Origin of the sequence: Erythrobacter epiphyticus (assembly GCF_034653295.1) — a bacterium.
Lineage (GTDB): Bacteria > Pseudomonadota > Alphaproteobacteria > Sphingomonadales > Sphingomonadaceae > Erythrobacter.
The window spans coordinates 726684-742250 of the sequence record NZ_JAYEEU010000007.1; the positions used below are offsets into that span (position 1 = coordinate 726684).

Here is a 15567-nt window from a genome sequence, read left to right on the forward strand (position 1 = left end):
ACCCCGGTTCAGCCCTGCAAGCCGAGCGCGCGCTCCAGTTCGCTTTGGCCATAGGGTTTACGCAGCACGCCGGTCGCCCCCAGCGTGTCCATGTCGCTGGCGCTTTCGGCATAGCCGGTGGCAAGCAGGAAATGCACGCCGCGTTCGCGTAGCGCCGCCGCCACAGGCGCGCTTGATTCATGGCCGAGATTGAAGTCGATGATGGCGAAGTCGGGCGCAGCCTCGTGGATCGCCTGCAAGGCACCGGCGACGCTGCTTTCCACCCGCACCGAGGGCACGCCAAGCCGCTTGAGATTTTCCTCGGTATCAAGCGCGATGATCATGCTGTCTTCGACCACGAGGACATGGCGCAACGGTTTGCGCCCTGCCGCAGGCGCAGCCGGCGGCGGAGGCGGTGCGCTGCGCGTGCGCGCCGTGCTTTGCGTGCCTACGCCGTGGTCGCTTGCTTCGGCAAGGAAGCGGCGCGGGATCAAGAAATCGGCTTCCAGACCGCCCAGCCGGAAGCGCATCTCGGCCTCGCCCTGCAATTCATGCGGGATCGAACGCTGGATGATGGTTGAGCCAAAGCCCTGTCGTCCCGGCGGGGAAACCGGCGGCCCACCCGCTTCGCGCCACGCAATTTTGAGGTCGCCGAACGCACTGCGAGAGAGATCAATTGTCACCATGCCCGAACGCGCGCTGAGGCTGCCATACTTGGCCGAATTGGTGACGAGTTCATGCACCACCAGTGCCATCACCGTGAAGGCTTCGGGGCGGATCAGGACATCCTCGCCGGTGATGTTGAGCCGCGCCTGTCCGGCCCCGAGATAGGCGGCAAATTCGCTCTCGATCAGCACCGAGAGCGGTGCCGGTGACCAATTGTCGCGGGTGATATTGTCATGCGCCGAAGCAAGCGCGGAGATCCGCCCGCCGATGATCGCGGCAAAGCCCGCCACGCTCATCGCGTCCTGCTGCGATTGGGCGACCAGCCCGCGGATCAGGCCGAGAATGTTACGCACCCGGTGATTGAGCTCGGCAATCAGCAAATCCTGCTGCTCGGCGGCGCGCTGGCGCTCGCGCATCACTTCCTCGCTCATGCGCAGGATCACTTCGATCAGCGTGCGGCGCAGCCTTTCGGCGAAATCATATTCTTCCTCGCTCCAGTCGATGCTGCGCCCCTTCACGATTTCGCGCCAGGCAGCAAAGCTGGTGCGCGGGGTGAGCGTCGCGCCGGGCGCGGCCTTGGCCTTGTCCGGATCTCCCGCCCAGATCACAACCTGTTCGGCCGGGCGCCGCCACAGGATCAGGTAATCGCGCGGAGTTCGCGAAAGCGGCAGGATCATCGCCCCGGTCGCGCGGTCCGCAAAGGCGCTGGCGGCGGGAAGCTGTTCGGCAAGCACGGTGGATGCAAGGATCGCGCTGCTCTGCCCTTCGCCAAGCGCAGGGGCCAGAGCCATGAATTCCTCGTGAGTGGGCGCTGCGCCGAGCGCGCGATATTCCCCGCCGACGAGCAGCGAAATCCCGTCATGCACGATGAGATCGCCGATCGACTGTTCCAGCAAGGGCAGATTGGCAACCAGCGATGTGCCGCCTGCCAGTTCGATCATCAGCTGATCATTGAGATTGCGGGCGCGTTCGCGCAGCTTTTCGGCGCGGCGCACCAGCATGCGATCAAGCATCAGCGAGAAAGTCTGGCTGAACAATTCGGCCACTGTTCGCAGCGAAAAGGGCGGCAGGCGGGGCGTTTCGTGATGGCAGGAAATCATCCCCCACAGCCGTTCATGCCGCACGATCGCAATCGTCAGCGAGGCGCCCACGCCCATGTTGCGCATATAGGCGAGGTGCATCTGCGAATGGGCGCGCAGCACGCTCATCGACAGATCAAGCGGCGCACCGCCGGGCCGCACCGCCGGTTCGATGGCCACCGCTTCGGCGGCCATATCGGCGATGACCCGGAAGCGATTGCGGCGGAACAGCTCGCGCGCCTGCTGCGGGATATCCGCCGCCGGATAGCGCAAGCCGAGAAAGGCCGCGAGATCGGTGCGCTTGTCTTCGGCAATCACCTCGCCGCTTTCATCGGGCTGGAAGCGATAGACCATCACCCGATCATAACCGAGCATCTGGCGCACCAGTCGCGCCGCCGCGTCGCACAATTCCTGGGGCTCTCGCAGGCGTTCAAGCTGGGAAATCACCGGACCGATCAGGCCGAGGTGATCTGCGAAATCGCGCAGGGCATGGGGTTCGAACTCGATCACCATCTGATCGCCGCTCGGGTGGACCGCGCAATCGAACAGCCGCCCATCGCCGGTGAGATCGAGCCCGAACAGCCGCTCGACCCCTTCATCGGCGGGCGCGCGGGCGAAGGCTTCATGCAGCGCATCGCATGCTTCGGCGGTGAACCATTCGCGCAGCATCGTGCCCGCCGCGATCGTGGGGGCAGCGGCCAGATCGAGGATCTCGGCCGCATTGAGCGAAGCCTGCGTGATCGCGCCTGCATCATCCACCGCAAACAGCGCACCAAAGGGCTGGACCGCGGCAATCTGGTGGATCGGCTCGCGATCACATTCGGTCAGCGCGCCTTGCACCTGCTGCTGAAGGTTCATGCGGCCACGCCTCCTGCATCCTGCGCGTGGGCGATGAAATGCGCAAAGACCGCGCGCGCCGTCTCGGCGGCTGCGGCAGATTGCGCCGCGCTGGCAGGCTGTTCGAGCCGCGCGCGCAACGCCTGCCAGAACGCCAGCATGGTTTCATCGCCGAGGAAGGCGGCGGGCCAATCGTCGCCGTCAGCGGCACTGGCCCGGCGCATCTGTTTCAGGATCGCCTTGTTGCCGAGCGCTGATCCGGCCAGCACCCATGCCGCGCCAAGAGCTTCGCCCGCGCCTTCGTCTGCCATGCGGAAGGGCGCGGCGGCAGAAGGCAAGCCAAGCCCCAGCGCGGCCAGATCCTGCGCGATCAGTGGGGTCTGGACCGGCGGTTGCAGGGCGACGGGGGCATGCTCTGCCAGCCACGCTTCGATCGGTGCGCGCGCGGCGTGCTGGAGCGTGAGAAAGCGCGCATAATCAGCACGGTTCTGCCAGCCGCTGGCGGCTTGCATACTGTGATCGAGCAGATCATGCGCCGCCATGGTTGCGGCGCGCAGGTGCAGCCTCAGATCCTCTGCTGGGCCTTGGTGAGCCGTGCTGGGCACTTCGCTGCCTTCCTGTCCGGCCTTGTGCCGGTCGCCGGAAAGCGGCGGTCGGTGACCAGACGTGTCAACCCGGCGATGCGCGCGGGCTGTCCAGCAGAAATGACAGATTCTTGCATCAGATGCAACGATACTCAGGCGGGCCATCGCGTCCGCCCGGCGTGTGCCTAGGGCCGCAACAGGCGGCCGCCTTCCTTGCGCACGGCCTTTTCCAGCGCGCCGCGCATCAGGCCGAGAATCGCCGGCAATTGCATTTCGATGACCACTTCCTTCTCGCGCACATCCACCCCGCCGGGGATGGTGTAGCCGACCACGGTGGCGGTGATCTCCATACGGTCCTCGTTCGGCCAGCTGGTGGAAACATCGGCAAGGCCCGGGGGAAAGAAGCTGGCGATTTCGTCGGCATGGGCGTGCATCCGGCGGCGCACTTCCTCGCGCGGGAGATCATGGGGCAAGGTCACGCGCATGGCCTTAACGCTCCTGCTTGGCGGGCGTGGCGGAGAAATCGGGCAGCGGCACGCCGGTGTCCGGGGTGCGCAGATCTTCCAGCGCTTCGGCCCCGCCGTAGCGATATTCGAGATAGCGGGACTTGATCGCCAGATCATCCAGCGCGCCTTCGGCCAGCTTGCGGGTGACACGATCCAGCTCGCCCGAAAGCTTGCCGAGGCTTTCGGTCAGGCGATCATCTGCGCTTTTGCCGATATGCGCTTCCTTGCGCAGGTGCGCGGGGATGCGGCGGTAATTCTCGATGGTCTCGGGGATATATTCCCCCACCAGCTCGCGCACTTCGGCCGCCGCCGGATGGGCCGGATCGATATGCTGGAGCTGGAGCCCGAGCGCATCCAATTGCACCCCCATCTGATCGACAATCCGCACCGCCGGCGGCGGGAGCGCCGCGCGCTGTGCTTCGAGCCAGAGTTCGGTGCGCGCCACCATCTGCTGCGGATTGCCCTGCGCCAATTCGGCGCGCTTGGGCACCATTGCTTTGGGGAAGCTTGAAAACAGGCCGACCGCAACCGCCGTCGCGATCACCACCATCATCACGCCCCAGAACCCGATTCCGCCGATGAACGCACCGGCAACGCCAGCCCCGATCCAGATCGCGGCAATCGCCAGGGCGAGGTTGCGCAGCCGGGTGAGCCACAGCTTGCGCTTGGCCGCCGCCGAGCCCTTGCCGATGCTCTTGGCCGGACGATGCGTGCCGCCTTCGCGCTGCACCGCAAGGCTGGTGCGCGCCTCGCGCAGGATCTGATCGGAATGGCGGGTGGTATCGGGCATCAGCGATCCAGCGTGAGCAAGGACGGCTCCGACGCGGCAACCTTGGCCTGGGCCTGCGCCTGACCTTCAGCGCGCGCAATATAGCCCTTCGACTTTTCGACCTCGGAAGACAGGGTTTCGACTGTCTTCTTCATCGAATCGAGCGCGCGCACCTTGAAGTTGTCGACCTCATCCATGGTGTCATAGATGTTCTGGAAGGCGCGTTGCAGCGTTTCGAGCGGGATGGTGCTCGAGGCAGCTTGTTCGTGGATCTGTCCGGTCTGCTCGCGCAGCAATTGGCTGGTCGAATCAATGATGTCGCTGGTGGTCTGGTTGAGCGCCGTGATCTGGCCCAGCACCAGCTTCTGGTTGGTCATTGCCTGGGCGACCGTAACAGCCGTGCGCAGCGCGCCCACCGTGGTGGTGCTCGCCCGGTCGACACCTTTGATCAGTTCGACATTGTTCTTCTTCACGAGATCCAGCGCGAGATAGCCCTGCACGCTCACCGCCATTTGCGTGAGCAAGTCCTGCGTGCGCTGGCGGACATAGAAGAGCGCGGATTCGCGCAGCGCCTTGGCCTTGGCGGGATCGGAGGAATCGAGTTCGTAGGCCTTGGCCTCCAGCCGCGCATCGAGCGTTTTGGCGATGTGGATCATCTGCTCCAATTCGCCCATCGCCGCCCACAGCTTCTGGCGTTCGGTATCGATCGCGGCGTTATCGAGGTGCAATTCCTTCTTGCCACCTTCAAGCCGGGCGAGGATCGACTGGATGTGGCCCTGCGCCGAGGTATAGCTGTCGAAATAGTTCTTCAGCTTGTTGCCGAAGGGAATGATGCCGAGCAGCTTGCGCCCCGTCATCTTGCCCTTGCGGCCGGGATCGAGATCCTCGACCGTGCGGCGCAATTCGGCAAGATCCGTGCCCACGCTGCCATCGCCATCCATCGCGCGCACCGGGCGATCGAGGAAGCGGTTCGACATCGCGGCGGCGGCGCGGATCTGCTCCTGCCCCATGCGGGTGATCTGATCGACCTTCTCGCCGAATTCGGGCGAATTGGCATCGGAGGACACCAGATCATTCACGAAAGCATCGACCTTGCTGTCGAGCTTGGATTTCTGCTCGGTCGAAACCGGCACCAGCCCGATCGCCTGTTCGGGCGCAACCTGCGGCACCGGATCGGGCGGGGTGAGCGAGAAGTCCGTCGCCGTCTTGGTCGCTGTGGCGATCGAGGCCGCAGTCTGGTTATCCGTGCTCATCCGCTATCCTTGCCTCCTCTTGCCGGTGGGTTACAGCCCGTCTCCGCGCTGGTCCGCACCTGCCTGTGCAACTGTATTAGTAACCTAAAACACAGCTTTCAAGGTCAGCGCCGCTTGGGGCAATCTGGCTTTCCGGCAATGCTTGGCCCTATAGATATGGAACAATACGGCATTGCATGCGCTTCTCACACCGAAAAAGTGCATCACCAGAGGATGATCCATGAACGACATAGCCGCATCTGCCGAAGGTGCTGACACGCAGCGTGACTCCGTCTCGGCGTCGGGCGGGCTGCGCAGCACCCTGGGGGCTATCCTGTTCGGCATCCGGCGCTGGTGGCTGCGCGATGTCATTTCCGAGGTCGAACATGGCGATGTGATCGACAAGCGGCGCGAGGACAGCGCGCTGTCGCATCGCTACCTCTTCATGATCGCGATGAGCGCGGGGATCGCCATTCTCGGCCTGCTGCTGTCGTCGCCCGCGGTGGTGATCGGGGCCATGCTGCTGTCGCCGCTGATGGACCCGATCATCGGGCTCGGCTTTGCCTTGGCGATTGGCGATTATCGCTGGCTCAAGCAGGCGGCGCGCACCCTTGCGTGGGGCGCGGTGTTGGCGGTGGGGCTGTGCGCCGTCCTGGTGTTCATCTCGCCGATCCAGACCGTGACGAGCGAGATTGCCGCGCGCACCCGGCCCAATCTGTTTGATCTGTTCGTCGCGCTGTTTTCGGCGCTCGCCGGTGCCTATGCGATGATCCGCGGACGCGAGGGCACCATCGTGGGTGTCGCGATCGCCACCGCGTTGATGCCGCCGCTCGCCACGGTCGGGTTTGGCCTTGCCACGCTCAACTGGACCGTGTTCTCGGGCGCGCTGTTGCTGTTCGCCACCAACTTTCTGACCATCGCGCTGACCGCGTGGGGCATGGCGCGGCTTTACGGATTCAGTCAGGATCTTGGAAAGGAACAGACGCGGGCGCAGAACCTTGCGGTGGCGGCGGTGTTCATCGCGCTCGCCATTCCGCTTGGCTTTTCGCTCCAGCAGATCGCGTGGGAAGCCAATGCCCAGCGCATCGTGCGCAGCGAGCTTAGGCAGACCTTCGACAACCGCTCGCTGATCGATACCTTCGAGATTGATTTCACCACCCAGCCTCTGGCGATCAATGCCACCATGCTCACCCCCCAGTTGAAGCCCGCAGCCGAGGCCGAAATCGCCCGCGCGCTGGAAGAGCGGCTCGGTCGTAAGGTCGATCTGACGCTGAACCAATATCAGGTTGGCACCAGCGCGAGCGCCGCCCAGCAGGCGCAGCTTTCCGCCTCGCGGGCGCGCGACGAAGCCGACGCGCTGGCCCGCGCCGATGCGCTGGCGGTTCGCCTTGGTCTGGTCGCCGGGGTGTCGCAGAACGAGGTGCTGATTGATCGGGCACGCCGGCACGCATTGGTGCGCGCCGCTCGTTTGCCGGGCGCCGGGCTTGCCACCTATCGCGCGCTGGAAGCCCGGATCGCCGCGACCGAGCCGGACTGGACGATTGAGGTGGTGCCGCCGCCGCTGCCCTTGCCGCGCACCATAGCAACCGATGCCGAGGGCCTGACTGCGCAGGGGCAGGAAACCGTGGCGCTGATCGGCTGGGCGGCCAAACGCCTTGGCCAGCCGGTGGCGCTTACGGGAAATGCCGAGCAGGCAACCACCGTCGCCGACTTGCTGCGCGAAGAGCGCGTCGAGGTGGTGCTGGATCCGACGTCAGGTGCGCTGGCAGCCGAATGGAGCGATCCGGCGGCGGCGGAATAGCGCAAAGATCAGGCGGCGAGATCAATCGGGACGATTTCGCCCGCCAGATAGAGCTTCTTCGCCTTGGCGCGCGAGAGCTTGCCCGATGAGGTGCGCGGCAGGGTGCGCGGCGGCACCAGTTCGACCACGCAGCTCATCCCCGTGACCGAACGCACCTTGTCGGCGATCTGGTCGCGCAGCTTGATGCGCTCATCCGGGTCGGAAACGCGGCAATGCACCAGCACGGCGGGGGCTTCCTCGCCGCTCTCGGTCTCGATCGAGAACGCCGCGATATCGCCGTGGTTGAAGCCGGGGAGCTGTTCCACCGCCCATTCGATATCTTGCGGCCAGTGGTTCTTGCCGTTGATGATGATCATGTCCTTCGCCCGGCCGACGATGAACAGATAGCCCTTGGCGGTGTAGCCCATGTCGCCAGTGTCCAGCCAGCCATCAACCAGGCAATCCTCGGTGGCTTCGACATTGCGGAAATAAGAATGCATCACGCTGGGGCCGCGGCACCACACCTTGCCGATCTGGTGATCGCCCTTGGCGGCGCCATCCTCGCCCCGGATCGCGACTTCCATGTCGGGCAGCGGTTTGCCACAATTGACAATCGCGCGGTAGCGGGCAGGGCGCGAAAGATCGCGCGGCGCGCCCGACAGGCGTTCTTCCTCGACCAGTTCGACCCGGATTCCTTCGCCCGGCGGCATCACTGTCACCGCCAGCACTGCTTCGGCAAGGCCATAGGACGGGGTGAAGGCCGCTGCCTTGAAACCCGCCGGGGCAAAGGCGTTGACAAAGTTCTGCATCACGTCCGGGCGGATCATATCCGCGCCATTGCCCGCAATCCGCCAGCGCGACAGATCAAAGCGTTCCGCGACATTGGATTGGCTGGAGATGCGGCGCGCGCAGATATCGTAGCCGAAGGTAGGCGAATAGGAGAGCGAGTTGCCCTTGTTGCGGGTGATCATGTCGAGCCATGCCAGCGGGCGGCGGGCAAAGGCATCGGGCTTGAGATAATCCGCCGACACCTGATTGGCGATCAGCGACAGGAAGCAGCCGACCAGACCCATGTCATGATACCACGGCAGCCAGCTGACGCAGCGATCATTCTCGCCCAGATGCATCGTTGCGGCATGGCCATAGAGGTTATGCAGCAGCGCGCGGTGGGTGACGGCGACCCCCGTCGGGAAACGGGTCGAGCCCGAGGAATATTGCAGATAGCAGATATCATCGGGGCTGGCCTGTGGCAGATCGCAGGGCGGATCGGCGCGGGTGCCAAAATCTTCCCAGCTTTCGGCATGGCAGCCCTGCCGCGCGGCGGCGGTCGCAGCCATTTCGGCGATTTCGGCCGGATAGAGCAGGATCGCCGGGTCCGAGCTTTGCAATTGCACCGCGAGCTGATCGATGAAGCTTTCCTTGCCGCCGAAGCTGGTAGGCAGGGGCAGCGGCACCGGCCACGCGCCGACATAGACACAGGCGCAGAACAGCGCGGCGAAATCCGCCCCGGTTTCCGCGATCAGGGCGACGCGATCCTCGCGCTTGATCCCGAAGGCGACCAGACGGCGCGCCATCGCCAGCGCATCGTCGCGCATTTCGGCATAGGGATAGACGCGCGCCAGTTCTCCACGCATGTCGTGAAAATTGAGGCCCTTCTTGCTGCGGGCAGCATAATCGATCGCCTCGTTGAAGGTTGCGAACTGCGCGCGGATGCGTGGCAAGTCGCAATCATTCGGCGTCGGCATCAAGGCGGCGTCGGTCATAATCTCAGCGAAACCCGTAACTTGTGGAGAGGATCACCGCAGTGTGATGCCTGTCCAGAGTAACCCCGTTACAGTGAGGCGAGCCCCACGTCCTTCCCGTTTTTTGCATTTCCCAAGGAGTGTGGCACGAATAAGGCGAAATGGTTTCAGGTAAAGCGAATTCGTCATCAAGCGGTAGCCATGGCCGCCGCCGCAGCCGTCCCGACAACGCGGCTGAAGGCGCCGATGATCCGCGCGCCGCGCCGCGCCCGCGCAAGGCGAAACGGCCCCCGCGTCCGCTCGATCAGACGGCCTTGCACGATCTCGCGCTGGCCTATGTCGCGCGCTTTGCGACCACGGGCGCAAGGCTCGAGGCGTTTCTTGCGCGCAAGCTGCGCGAGCGGGGGGCGGCGGAAGGCGAGGATGGGCGGGATGCTGCGATCGATATCCCGGCGCTGGTGCGCCGGATGATCGAACTGGGCTATATCGATGATGATGCCTATGCCCGGATGCGCAGCCGTGATCTGGCGGCGCGCGGGTTCGGCGCGCGGCGGATCGAACAGGTCTTGTGGGCGGCCGGGGTTGATGAGCCGACCCGCGCCGATCACGTCCCGGGCGAAGCGGTGCGACGCCGCGCTGCGGTGCGTCTCGCCGAAAAGCGGCGGCTTGGCCCGTTCAGCCGGGACGATACGCCCCACGATCCCCGCATCCGCGAAAAAGCCATTGCAGCAATGCTTCGGGCAGGCCACGAGTTGGCGCATGCCCGCTTCATCCTCGAAGCTGCCACCCAAGACGACATCGCGGATTGGCTGGCCGAGGCTGAAAGCGCTGATGGCAAGGACGAAGGAATAAACACGCCATGGTAAGGATGATCCTCGCAGGCGCCGCATTGGTGCTGGCCGCCTGTTCGCAAGGCGAAAGCGTCGGGGCCCGCGCACCGGCTGCCGCAGGCAGCACCGCCGAGGCGGCGGCGCGTCATCCGGTCTCGGGCCTCAAGGTGATCGATCTGGTGGTGCGCGGCACCGCCGAGCACCGCTTCCGGGTCGAACTGGCGGACACCGTCGCAGCCCAGGCGCGCGGGTTGATGTATCGCACCGAGCTCGGCGACTTCGAAGGCATGATCTTCCCCTCGGCTGCGCCCGAACCGCGCAGTTTCTGGATGAAGAACACACCGCTCTCGCTCGACATCATCTTCATCGGCCCGGATGGCCGCATCACCAATATCGCGGCCAACACCGTGCCCTATTCGCTCGATCCGGTGCCATCGCGCGGGCTGGCCTCGGCAGTGCTCGAACTGCGCGCCGGGCGCGCGGCGGCGCTTGGCATCAAGCCGGGCGACCGGGTCGTCTACACCCAGCCGTGATGGGCGCTTGAAGCCAGCCGCGAATCCCTCTAACCCGCGCGGCCATGGGTATCCTCGCAAAGATCTTCACCTGGTGGGATGGTGCCACCATCGGCACCCTGCTGTTTTCGCGCCGCAAGGGCGAGCATGTCGGCACGGATAGTGCCGGGAACCGCTATTTCCGCGAACGGCATCCGGCGGGCAGCGGCGCGCTGCCCAATGGCTCTTACACTAGCCGCGAAAAGCGCTGGGTGATCTATGCCGGCAGCAATGATGCAAGCCGGGTGCCCTCGGAATGGCACGGCTGGCTCCATGGCACCTATGATGATGTGCCCGAAAGCCATCTGCCCCCGCCCAAGGTGTGGGAAGTCGATTACACGCCCAACGCCACCGGCACGCCTGCCGCCTATCGCCCGCAAGGCGCGCTCGAGCGCGGCGGCCAGCGCGCACGCGCTGTCGGCGATTACGAGGCGTGGTCGCCCGGCGCTGAGGGCTGAGGCAGCGCGATGCGCGGCCTTGTCTTTGGGGTGAGCCGTGCCGCGCTGCTCGCGCCGCTTGCGCTGCTCGCTGCGTGCGAGCAGGCCGCCGAGACACCCGAAACCGTCGAAGTGCCGATCAAACGGCCTGTCAGCGATGCCAGCGGCACGCCTGCGCAGGATAGCGGCGCAACCCCGATGGAAGAGCGCGTCGCGCGGCTTGGCCTGCTTAACAAGCGCAACAATGTCTCAGAAGAGATCGAACTGAAACCGGGCGAGGCCCGCACGCTTGGCCCGGTCACCATCCGGCTTTCCGCATGTGAGCGCACCGCGCCGTGGGAAATGCCCCAGGAAGTCGGCGCATTCGTGCAGGTCGACATCCGCGAGCGCGACAATGCGCCGCCTGCGCGGGTGTTCTCAGGCTGGCTGTTCCGCGAATCGCCGAGCCTCAATGTGGTTGAGCACCCCGTCTATGACGTCTGGGTCAAGGACTGCAAAATGGCCTTCCCGGGTGACAACACCAAAGCGGCCCCGCGACCTGCGGCGAGCCCTTCTCCGGCGGCTGCGCCCACCGCTGCACCGGAACCCGCGCCTGCGGCTGCCCCCGCACCCGAGCCTGCTGCCGACCCTGCCTGATCGGCCGTTCCGGCTTGCATGAAGCAGCGCCATGCCGTGCCGAGGCTGGTGCGCGGCGCGCCGCGCGCGGCATGCACCCGCTGCTGGTATGCGGCCTGCGGAATTTCGACCGCGCCCATGCTGCGCAGATGATCGGTCATGAACTGACAATCGAGCAAGGCGTAGCCCGCTTGCCGCAGGATCGCGACCAGCCAGGCGAGCGAGACCTTGCTGGCATTGTCGGTGCGGCTGAACATGCTCTCGCCGCAGAACACGCGGTCGAATGACACGCCGTAAAGCCCACCGACGAGTTGCCTCTCCCCGGTCTCGTCCGCCAGCCAGCACTCAAGCGAATGGGCATGGCCCACGCGGTGCAGCCCGATATAGCTTTGCACGATGCGTTCCGAGATCCAGGTTTCGGGATGATCCGGGCGCGGCTCGGCACAGGCGCGGATCACCGGCTCGAACGCCTGATTGACCGTGATAGCAAAGCGATCGGCGCGGATCACCTTGCGCAGGCTTTTGGACAGGTGAAGGCCATCGAGTGGCAGGATCGCGCGCTCACGCGGCTCGACCCAGAAAATGTCGTTATCCTCGCGCTTGTCGGCCATCGGGAAGATCCCGCTGCGATAGGCGAGCAGCAGGGTTTCGATCGGGATAGGCGGCGGGGTATGGGGCGCATGCATGGCTGGAAGGCAGAATACCGCGAGCCTGCGTGCTGCACCAGCGAAAGGATTGTGAGGGGGATGCCGGCAAATTCGGATGTTGCCTAAGCGGGTGGGCTTCGATAGAGGAGCCGCCTGCCGCGCTGCAGGGGTGTAGCTCAGCTGGTAGAGCATCGGTCTCCAAAACCGAGGGCCACGGGTTCGAATCCTGTCACCCCTGCCAAGCGACCAAAAATGTGGTTGTTCAAGCGGTAATTTTCCCCGTCCACAGCTGTGTTCGAATTCTGTTGGCCAAATTGCCTCGACCAAATTGCGGCTTTGACTTGATCAGCGGGAATCGAACGCGTGTCAGATCGATTGGCCGCTTTCAGGACCCCCCTGGTGCGCGGCAAATGATCGCACATGGGTGGGGAGCTAAAGGGCGGCTTCACAATTCATCCAAGCCGGCAAAAGGCAAACCGGGTTACGCACATGCAACCATCATTCAACCTGCGCGTCGGGCCATCACCTTGGCAGTGACGTTCATTATCCGATCAAATCCGCGGTCAGTCGCAAGCCAGCGCAAGGCGATCAACGGCCTTGCTCCCGCACCCACGACATACCGGGTCCTGGGCTTGCGGGCGGCCAGCGCCCTGATGACCGCCTCTGCGACCAACTCGGGAGGCGAGCTATTGTTCTTGTCGGCGGCGGCCAGCAAGCTCGCGGTCTGGTGGGCTAAACGAGCATATGCGCCGGTGCCAGAGATCGAAAGCAGGCTATCCCGAGCGATGCCGCTCCACTCGGTCTTGATCGCGCCCGGCTGAACCACGACGACGTCGATTCCGAAGGGTGCCAATTCCATCCGCAGACAATCTGACAGCCCTTCCACAGCGAACTTGGTCGCGTGATACCAGGCACCCATCGGCTCGTGGATTTTTCCGCCAATCGAACTGATGTTGACGATCCGGCCTCTGCCTTGCTGCCGCATGATGGGCAGGGCCAGCTGGATCAGCCGCGCAAGGCCGAACAGATTGACCTCGACCTGCCGCCGGGCCTCGGTCAGCGGCATATCCTCCAAGGCACCATAAGCGCCGTATCCGGCATTGTTGATGAGCGCGTCGACCCGTCCCGACTGATCGCACAACATCGCCATGGCGGCCTTGATGCTGGCATCATCTTCGAGATCGAGCGAAACCAGTCGCGCGCCGCTTTGGCCGAGGGCACTCATCCGCTCAATCCGCCGCGCTGCCGCAAACACCGTCCAGCCCTGTGCGATCAGTCGGATGGCGATAGCCTCGCCGATCCCTGACGATGCGCCGGTGACGAGTGCAACCTTGTTCATGCCAAGCTCCTTGTCTTGTGGAGCTTCGCCGATAAGCTATGGACTATAGTCCACAGTCAAGGCCTTTCATCCCATGCTGATCAAGCAATTTTGCGAGGCGACGGGGCTACCGCGCGACACTGTCCGCTTCTACGTCAAGCGCGGCCTGCTGAAGCCGACCATCGGCTCGGCCAGCGGCAATCGCTATCAGCATTTCGATGCCGCTCAGGTCGAGCGCGCCATGTTGATCCGGTCTGCGCAGAGCCTCGGGTTCACGCTTCGCCAGATTGCCGAGCTGGCAAAGGACTACGAACAAGACGCGTTCTCGGTGGAAGACAAGGCCGGTGTGCTCCGTGCCCAGCTGGCGCAGATCACCGCGCGCGAGCGTGATCTGCGCGAGATGCGGCGATATCTTGAGGCCAAGCTGCGCTGGCTTGAAGCTGGCGCGTCAGGTGCCCAACCCGCGTTTCTCGCGCCGCGCAGCAAGCCGAGCGCTGAAGTCCGCGCGCGACCGCGCAAGAGACCCTGATGGCAACCATGGGGTCGTTTGCATAAGGTCTGCTTTCTGGCGCGAGTGAGGAAATCGGCGCCTGTCCGTTTTCAAGGTCGCGACCGGAAGGCTGGGCAGCCTTGTGCCCATATACCAGAGCCTACCGGACATGGTTCATTCAGAACAACGGCGCTTGCCCGGCGTGCGCCTCGATTGTCCCGTTCGCGTATCTCGGAAATCGAATCATTCGGCAGTTGGCTCGAAGCGGCGATTGGTATTCAGCTCGGGGAAAGCTCGATCAGGTTGCCCGGATTGCCATCCTGTAACACCCAGATCCGGCCATCTGGTGCTTCCTCCAATGCGCGAATGCGGGCACCGAGGCTGATCCGTCCGACCTCTGCGGCACTATTTCCCGAGACCCGCACCCGCACCAGACCCTGCTGAACGAGGCCCGACAGTACAAAGTCACCGTTCCACCCAACGAACCGCGTGCCGCGATACTGGATTAAGTCGCTCGGCGCGATAGCGGGTGTCCAAGCCACAAGCGGGGCGGCGAAAGACGTATTGGTGCTGTGACGGGGGATTGCCGAACCATCGGCGTTATTGCCCTCCGACACGAGCGGCCAGCCGTAATTCGCGCCAGAGGTTATGACATTGAACTCGTCCCCGCCGCTTGGCCCATGCTCGCCGGAAAACAGGCGCCCATCAGCCGCGAAGGCAAGGCTGAGCGGATTGCGATGCCCCAGCGACCAAATCTCCGCGCTTGCTCCCGGAGTGGAGAAGAAGGGATTGCCGGCTGCGGGCCTGCCATCAAGGTTGATACGGATGATCTTCCCTATCGTGTTGGACAGGTCCTGTGCCGGGCTGCCCTGCTGCCGATCACCCGCACTGACGAACAGGAACTGCCCGTTCGGTGCAAAGGCAAGACGTGCAGACAAATGTCCGCCTGTGGTTGCCGGAGCAGAGCGCCAAATGACCGTCAGGCCCTGGAGTTGCGGCGCGCTACCGGCGTTCAACGTCGCCCGTGCCACGGCAAGCCGCTGTCCCCCGGGGGCCGCCTCGGCATAGCTGATCCAGACCAGATTGTTGGTGGCAAAGCCCGGGTCGAGCGCAATGTCGTGGAGCCCTAACTGGCCCGAAGCCACAACCGCAGGCACGCCCGTTACCTGCGCGCGGGACCCGGCGGTGGAGACCAAGAAAAGATTGCCGCCTCGCTCGGTGACCAGCAGACGCCCGTCAGGAAGAAAGGTCATTGCCCAGGGCGCGTTGAATGAGGCGACGATTCGCTGGGTTATTGCCGTGGTCGGCGGTGCCGGCGTCGGCGTCGGTGCAGGCGTTGGTGCCGGGGTCGGCGTGGGAGAAGGCCCACTGATCGGCGGAGGAACACCCGGCTCATCTCCGCCGCAACTGCACAGGACAAACGCGAGCACCGTGGCAGCTGTTCGTGAAAGTTGACGCATGACAGATGCCCTTTGTTGACCATCAAAGAATTGAGTTAATCTGCC

Annotated in this window: 14 protein-coding genes, 1 tRNA gene and 1 pseudogene; 7 read left to right on the plus strand and 9 right to left on the minus strand. The window is 64.4% G+C overall.

Going from position 1 to position 15567, the window contains the following annotated elements; genetic code table 11:
* Window positions 1-8: 8 nt before the first annotated feature.
* The 5 genes from SOQ14_RS09020 to SOQ14_RS09040 all read right to left on the minus strand — a co-directional run bounded on the left by SOQ14_RS09020 (window position 9) and on the right by SOQ14_RS09040 (window position 5673).
* Window positions 9-2582 carry an HWE histidine kinase domain-containing protein gene (locus tag SOQ14_RS09020; protein ID WP_322897739.1) on the minus strand — a complete coding sequence of 858 codons (2574 nt, stop codon included), beginning with the start codon at window positions 2580-2582 and terminating at the stop codon, window positions 9-11.
* On the minus strand, window positions 2579-3166 hold the full coding sequence (locus tag SOQ14_RS09025; protein ID WP_322897740.1) for a biliverdin-producing heme oxygenase: 588 nt from the start codon (window positions 3164-3166) through the stop codon (window positions 2579-2581). Before SOQ14_RS09025 ends, SOQ14_RS09020 begins: the two co-directional genes overlap by 4 nt.
* A 164-nt stretch (window positions 3167-3330) precedes the next feature.
* The gene (locus SOQ14_RS09030) at window positions 3331-3630 is read right to left on the minus strand and encodes a polyhydroxyalkanoic acid system family protein (protein WP_322897741.1); all 300 of its coding nucleotides are present in this window, start codon (window positions 3628-3630) and stop codon (window positions 3331-3333) included.
* 4 nt (window positions 3631-3634) lie between these two features.
* On the minus strand, window positions 3635-4441 hold the full coding sequence (locus tag SOQ14_RS09035) for a hypothetical protein (protein WP_322897742.1): 807 nt from the start codon (window positions 4439-4441) through the stop codon (window positions 3635-3637).
* Window positions 4441-5673: a toxic anion resistance protein gene (locus SOQ14_RS09040; protein WP_322897743.1), complete on the minus strand. Its 1233-nt coding sequence runs from the start codon at window positions 5671-5673 to the stop codon at window positions 4441-4443. The genes SOQ14_RS09035 and SOQ14_RS09040 overlap by 1 nt, the downstream gene beginning before the upstream one ends.
* A gap of 220 nt (window positions 5674-5893) precedes the next feature.
* On the opposite strand from SOQ14_RS09040, the gene SOQ14_RS09045 reads away from it, so the two are divergent.
* Window positions 5894-7453: a DUF389 domain-containing protein gene (locus SOQ14_RS09045; RefSeq protein ID WP_322897744.1), complete on the plus strand. Its 1560-nt coding sequence runs from the start codon at window positions 5894-5896 to the stop codon at window positions 7451-7453.
* 8 nt (window positions 7454-7461) lie between these two features.
* Here the strand turns inward: SOQ14_RS09045 and SOQ14_RS09050 are convergent, their stop codons facing one another.
* On the minus strand, window positions 7462-9195 hold the full coding sequence (locus SOQ14_RS09050) for a fatty acyl-AMP ligase (protein WP_322897745.1): 1734 nt from the start codon (window positions 9193-9195) through the stop codon (window positions 7462-7464).
* 140 nt (window positions 9196-9335) lie between these two features.
* Between SOQ14_RS09050 and SOQ14_RS09055 the strand changes: the two genes are divergently transcribed.
* The 4 genes from SOQ14_RS09055 to SOQ14_RS09070 are packed head-to-tail and all read left to right on the plus strand — an operon-like array spanning window position 9336 to window position 11628.
* The gene (locus SOQ14_RS09055; protein ID WP_322897746.1) at window positions 9336-10040 is read left to right on the plus strand and encodes a regulatory protein RecX; all 705 of its coding nucleotides are present in this window, start codon (window positions 9336-9338) and stop codon (window positions 10038-10040) included.
* Window positions 10034-10537: a DUF192 domain-containing protein gene (locus SOQ14_RS09060; protein ID WP_322897747.1), complete on the plus strand. Its 504-nt coding sequence runs from the start codon at window positions 10034-10036 to the stop codon at window positions 10535-10537. The genes SOQ14_RS09055 and SOQ14_RS09060 overlap by 7 nt, the downstream gene beginning before the upstream one ends.
* 44 nt (window positions 10538-10581) lie before the next feature.
* On the plus strand, window positions 10582-11013 hold the full coding sequence (locus SOQ14_RS09065) for an NADH:ubiquinone oxidoreductase subunit NDUFA12 (protein ID WP_322897748.1): 432 nt from the start codon (window positions 10582-10584) through the stop codon (window positions 11011-11013).
* Between the two features lie 9 nt (window positions 11014-11022).
* Window positions 11023-11628, plus strand: coding sequence for a DUF2155 domain-containing protein (locus SOQ14_RS09070; RefSeq protein WP_322897749.1), 606 nt, complete (start codon window positions 11023-11025; stop codon window positions 11626-11628).
* A 74-nt stretch (window positions 11629-11702) separates the two neighbouring features.
* On the opposite strand, the pseudogene aat reads toward SOQ14_RS09070, so the two are convergent.
* Window positions 11703-12446 (minus strand): annotated as a pseudogene (aat, locus tag SOQ14_RS09075) (leucyl/phenylalanyl-tRNA--protein transferase); the annotation flags it as partial.
* Here aat and SOQ14_RS09080 point away from each other — a divergent pair.
* Window positions 12420-12495 (plus strand) — tRNA-Trp (locus tag SOQ14_RS09080). The pseudogene aat and the gene SOQ14_RS09080 overlap by 27 nt on opposite strands.
* A gap of 261 nt (window positions 12496-12756) precedes the next feature.
* Here SOQ14_RS09080 and SOQ14_RS09085 read toward each other — a convergent pair.
* Window positions 12757-13593, minus strand: coding sequence for an oxidoreductase (locus SOQ14_RS09085; RefSeq protein ID WP_322897751.1), 837 nt, complete (start codon window positions 13591-13593; stop codon window positions 12757-12759).
* 73 nt (window positions 13594-13666) lie between these two features.
* On the opposite strand from SOQ14_RS09085, the gene SOQ14_RS09090 reads away from it, so the two are divergent.
* Window positions 13667-14101: a MerR family transcriptional regulator gene (locus SOQ14_RS09090; protein ID WP_322897752.1), complete on the plus strand. Its 435-nt coding sequence runs from the start codon at window positions 13667-13669 to the stop codon at window positions 14099-14101.
* 239 nt (window positions 14102-14340) lie between these two features.
* On the opposite strand, the gene SOQ14_RS09095 is transcribed toward SOQ14_RS09090, so the two are convergent.
* Entirely contained in the window at window positions 14341-15522 is a 1182-nt protein-coding gene (locus SOQ14_RS09095; protein ID WP_322897753.1) for a PQQ-dependent sugar dehydrogenase, read from the minus strand.
* Window positions 15523-15567: the final 45 nt, after the last annotated feature.

Coding starts and splice junctions, on each gene's coding strand:
- SOQ14_RS09020 (WP_322897739.1), bottom strand. CDS start 2,582: ATGAACCTTCAGCAGCAGGTGCAAGGCGCGCTGACCGAATGTGATCGC.
- SOQ14_RS09030 (WP_322897741.1), bottom strand. CDS start 3,630: ATGCGCGTGACCTTGCCCCATGATCTCCCGCGCGAGGAAGTGCGCCGC.
- SOQ14_RS09035 (WP_322897742.1), bottom strand. CDS start 4,441: ATGCCCGATACCACCCGCCATTCCGATCAGATCCTGCGCGAGGCGCGC.
- SOQ14_RS09040 (WP_322897743.1), bottom strand. CDS start 5,673: ATGAGCACGGATAACCAGACTGCGGCCTCGATCGCCACAGCGACCAAG.
- SOQ14_RS09045 (WP_322897744.1), top strand. CDS start 5,894: ATGAACGACATAGCCGCATCTGCCGAAGGTGCTGACACGCAGCGTGAC.
- SOQ14_RS09050 (WP_322897745.1), bottom strand. CDS start 9,195: ATGACCGACGCCGCCTTGATGCCGACGCCGAATGATTGCGACTTGCCA.
- SOQ14_RS09055 (WP_322897746.1), top strand. CDS start 9,336: ATGGTTTCAGGTAAAGCGAATTCGTCATCAAGCGGTAGCCATGGCCGC.
- SOQ14_RS09060 (WP_322897747.1), top strand. CDS start 10,034: ATGGTAAGGATGATCCTCGCAGGCGCCGCATTGGTGCTGGCCGCCTGT.
- SOQ14_RS09065 (WP_322897748.1), top strand. CDS start 10,582: ATGGGTATCCTCGCAAAGATCTTCACCTGGTGGGATGGTGCCACCATC.
- SOQ14_RS09070 (WP_322897749.1), top strand. CDS start 11,023: ATGCGCGGCCTTGTCTTTGGGGTGAGCCGTGCCGCGCTGCTCGCGCCG.
- SOQ14_RS09085 (WP_322897751.1), bottom strand. CDS start 13,593: ATGAACAAGGTTGCACTCGTCACCGGCGCATCGTCAGGGATCGGCGAG.
- SOQ14_RS09090 (WP_322897752.1), top strand. CDS start 13,667: ATGCTGATCAAGCAATTTTGCGAGGCGACGGGGCTACCGCGCGACACT.
- SOQ14_RS09095 (WP_322897753.1), bottom strand. CDS start 15,522: ATGCGTCAACTTTCACGAACAGCTGCCACGGTGCTCGCGTTTGTCCTG.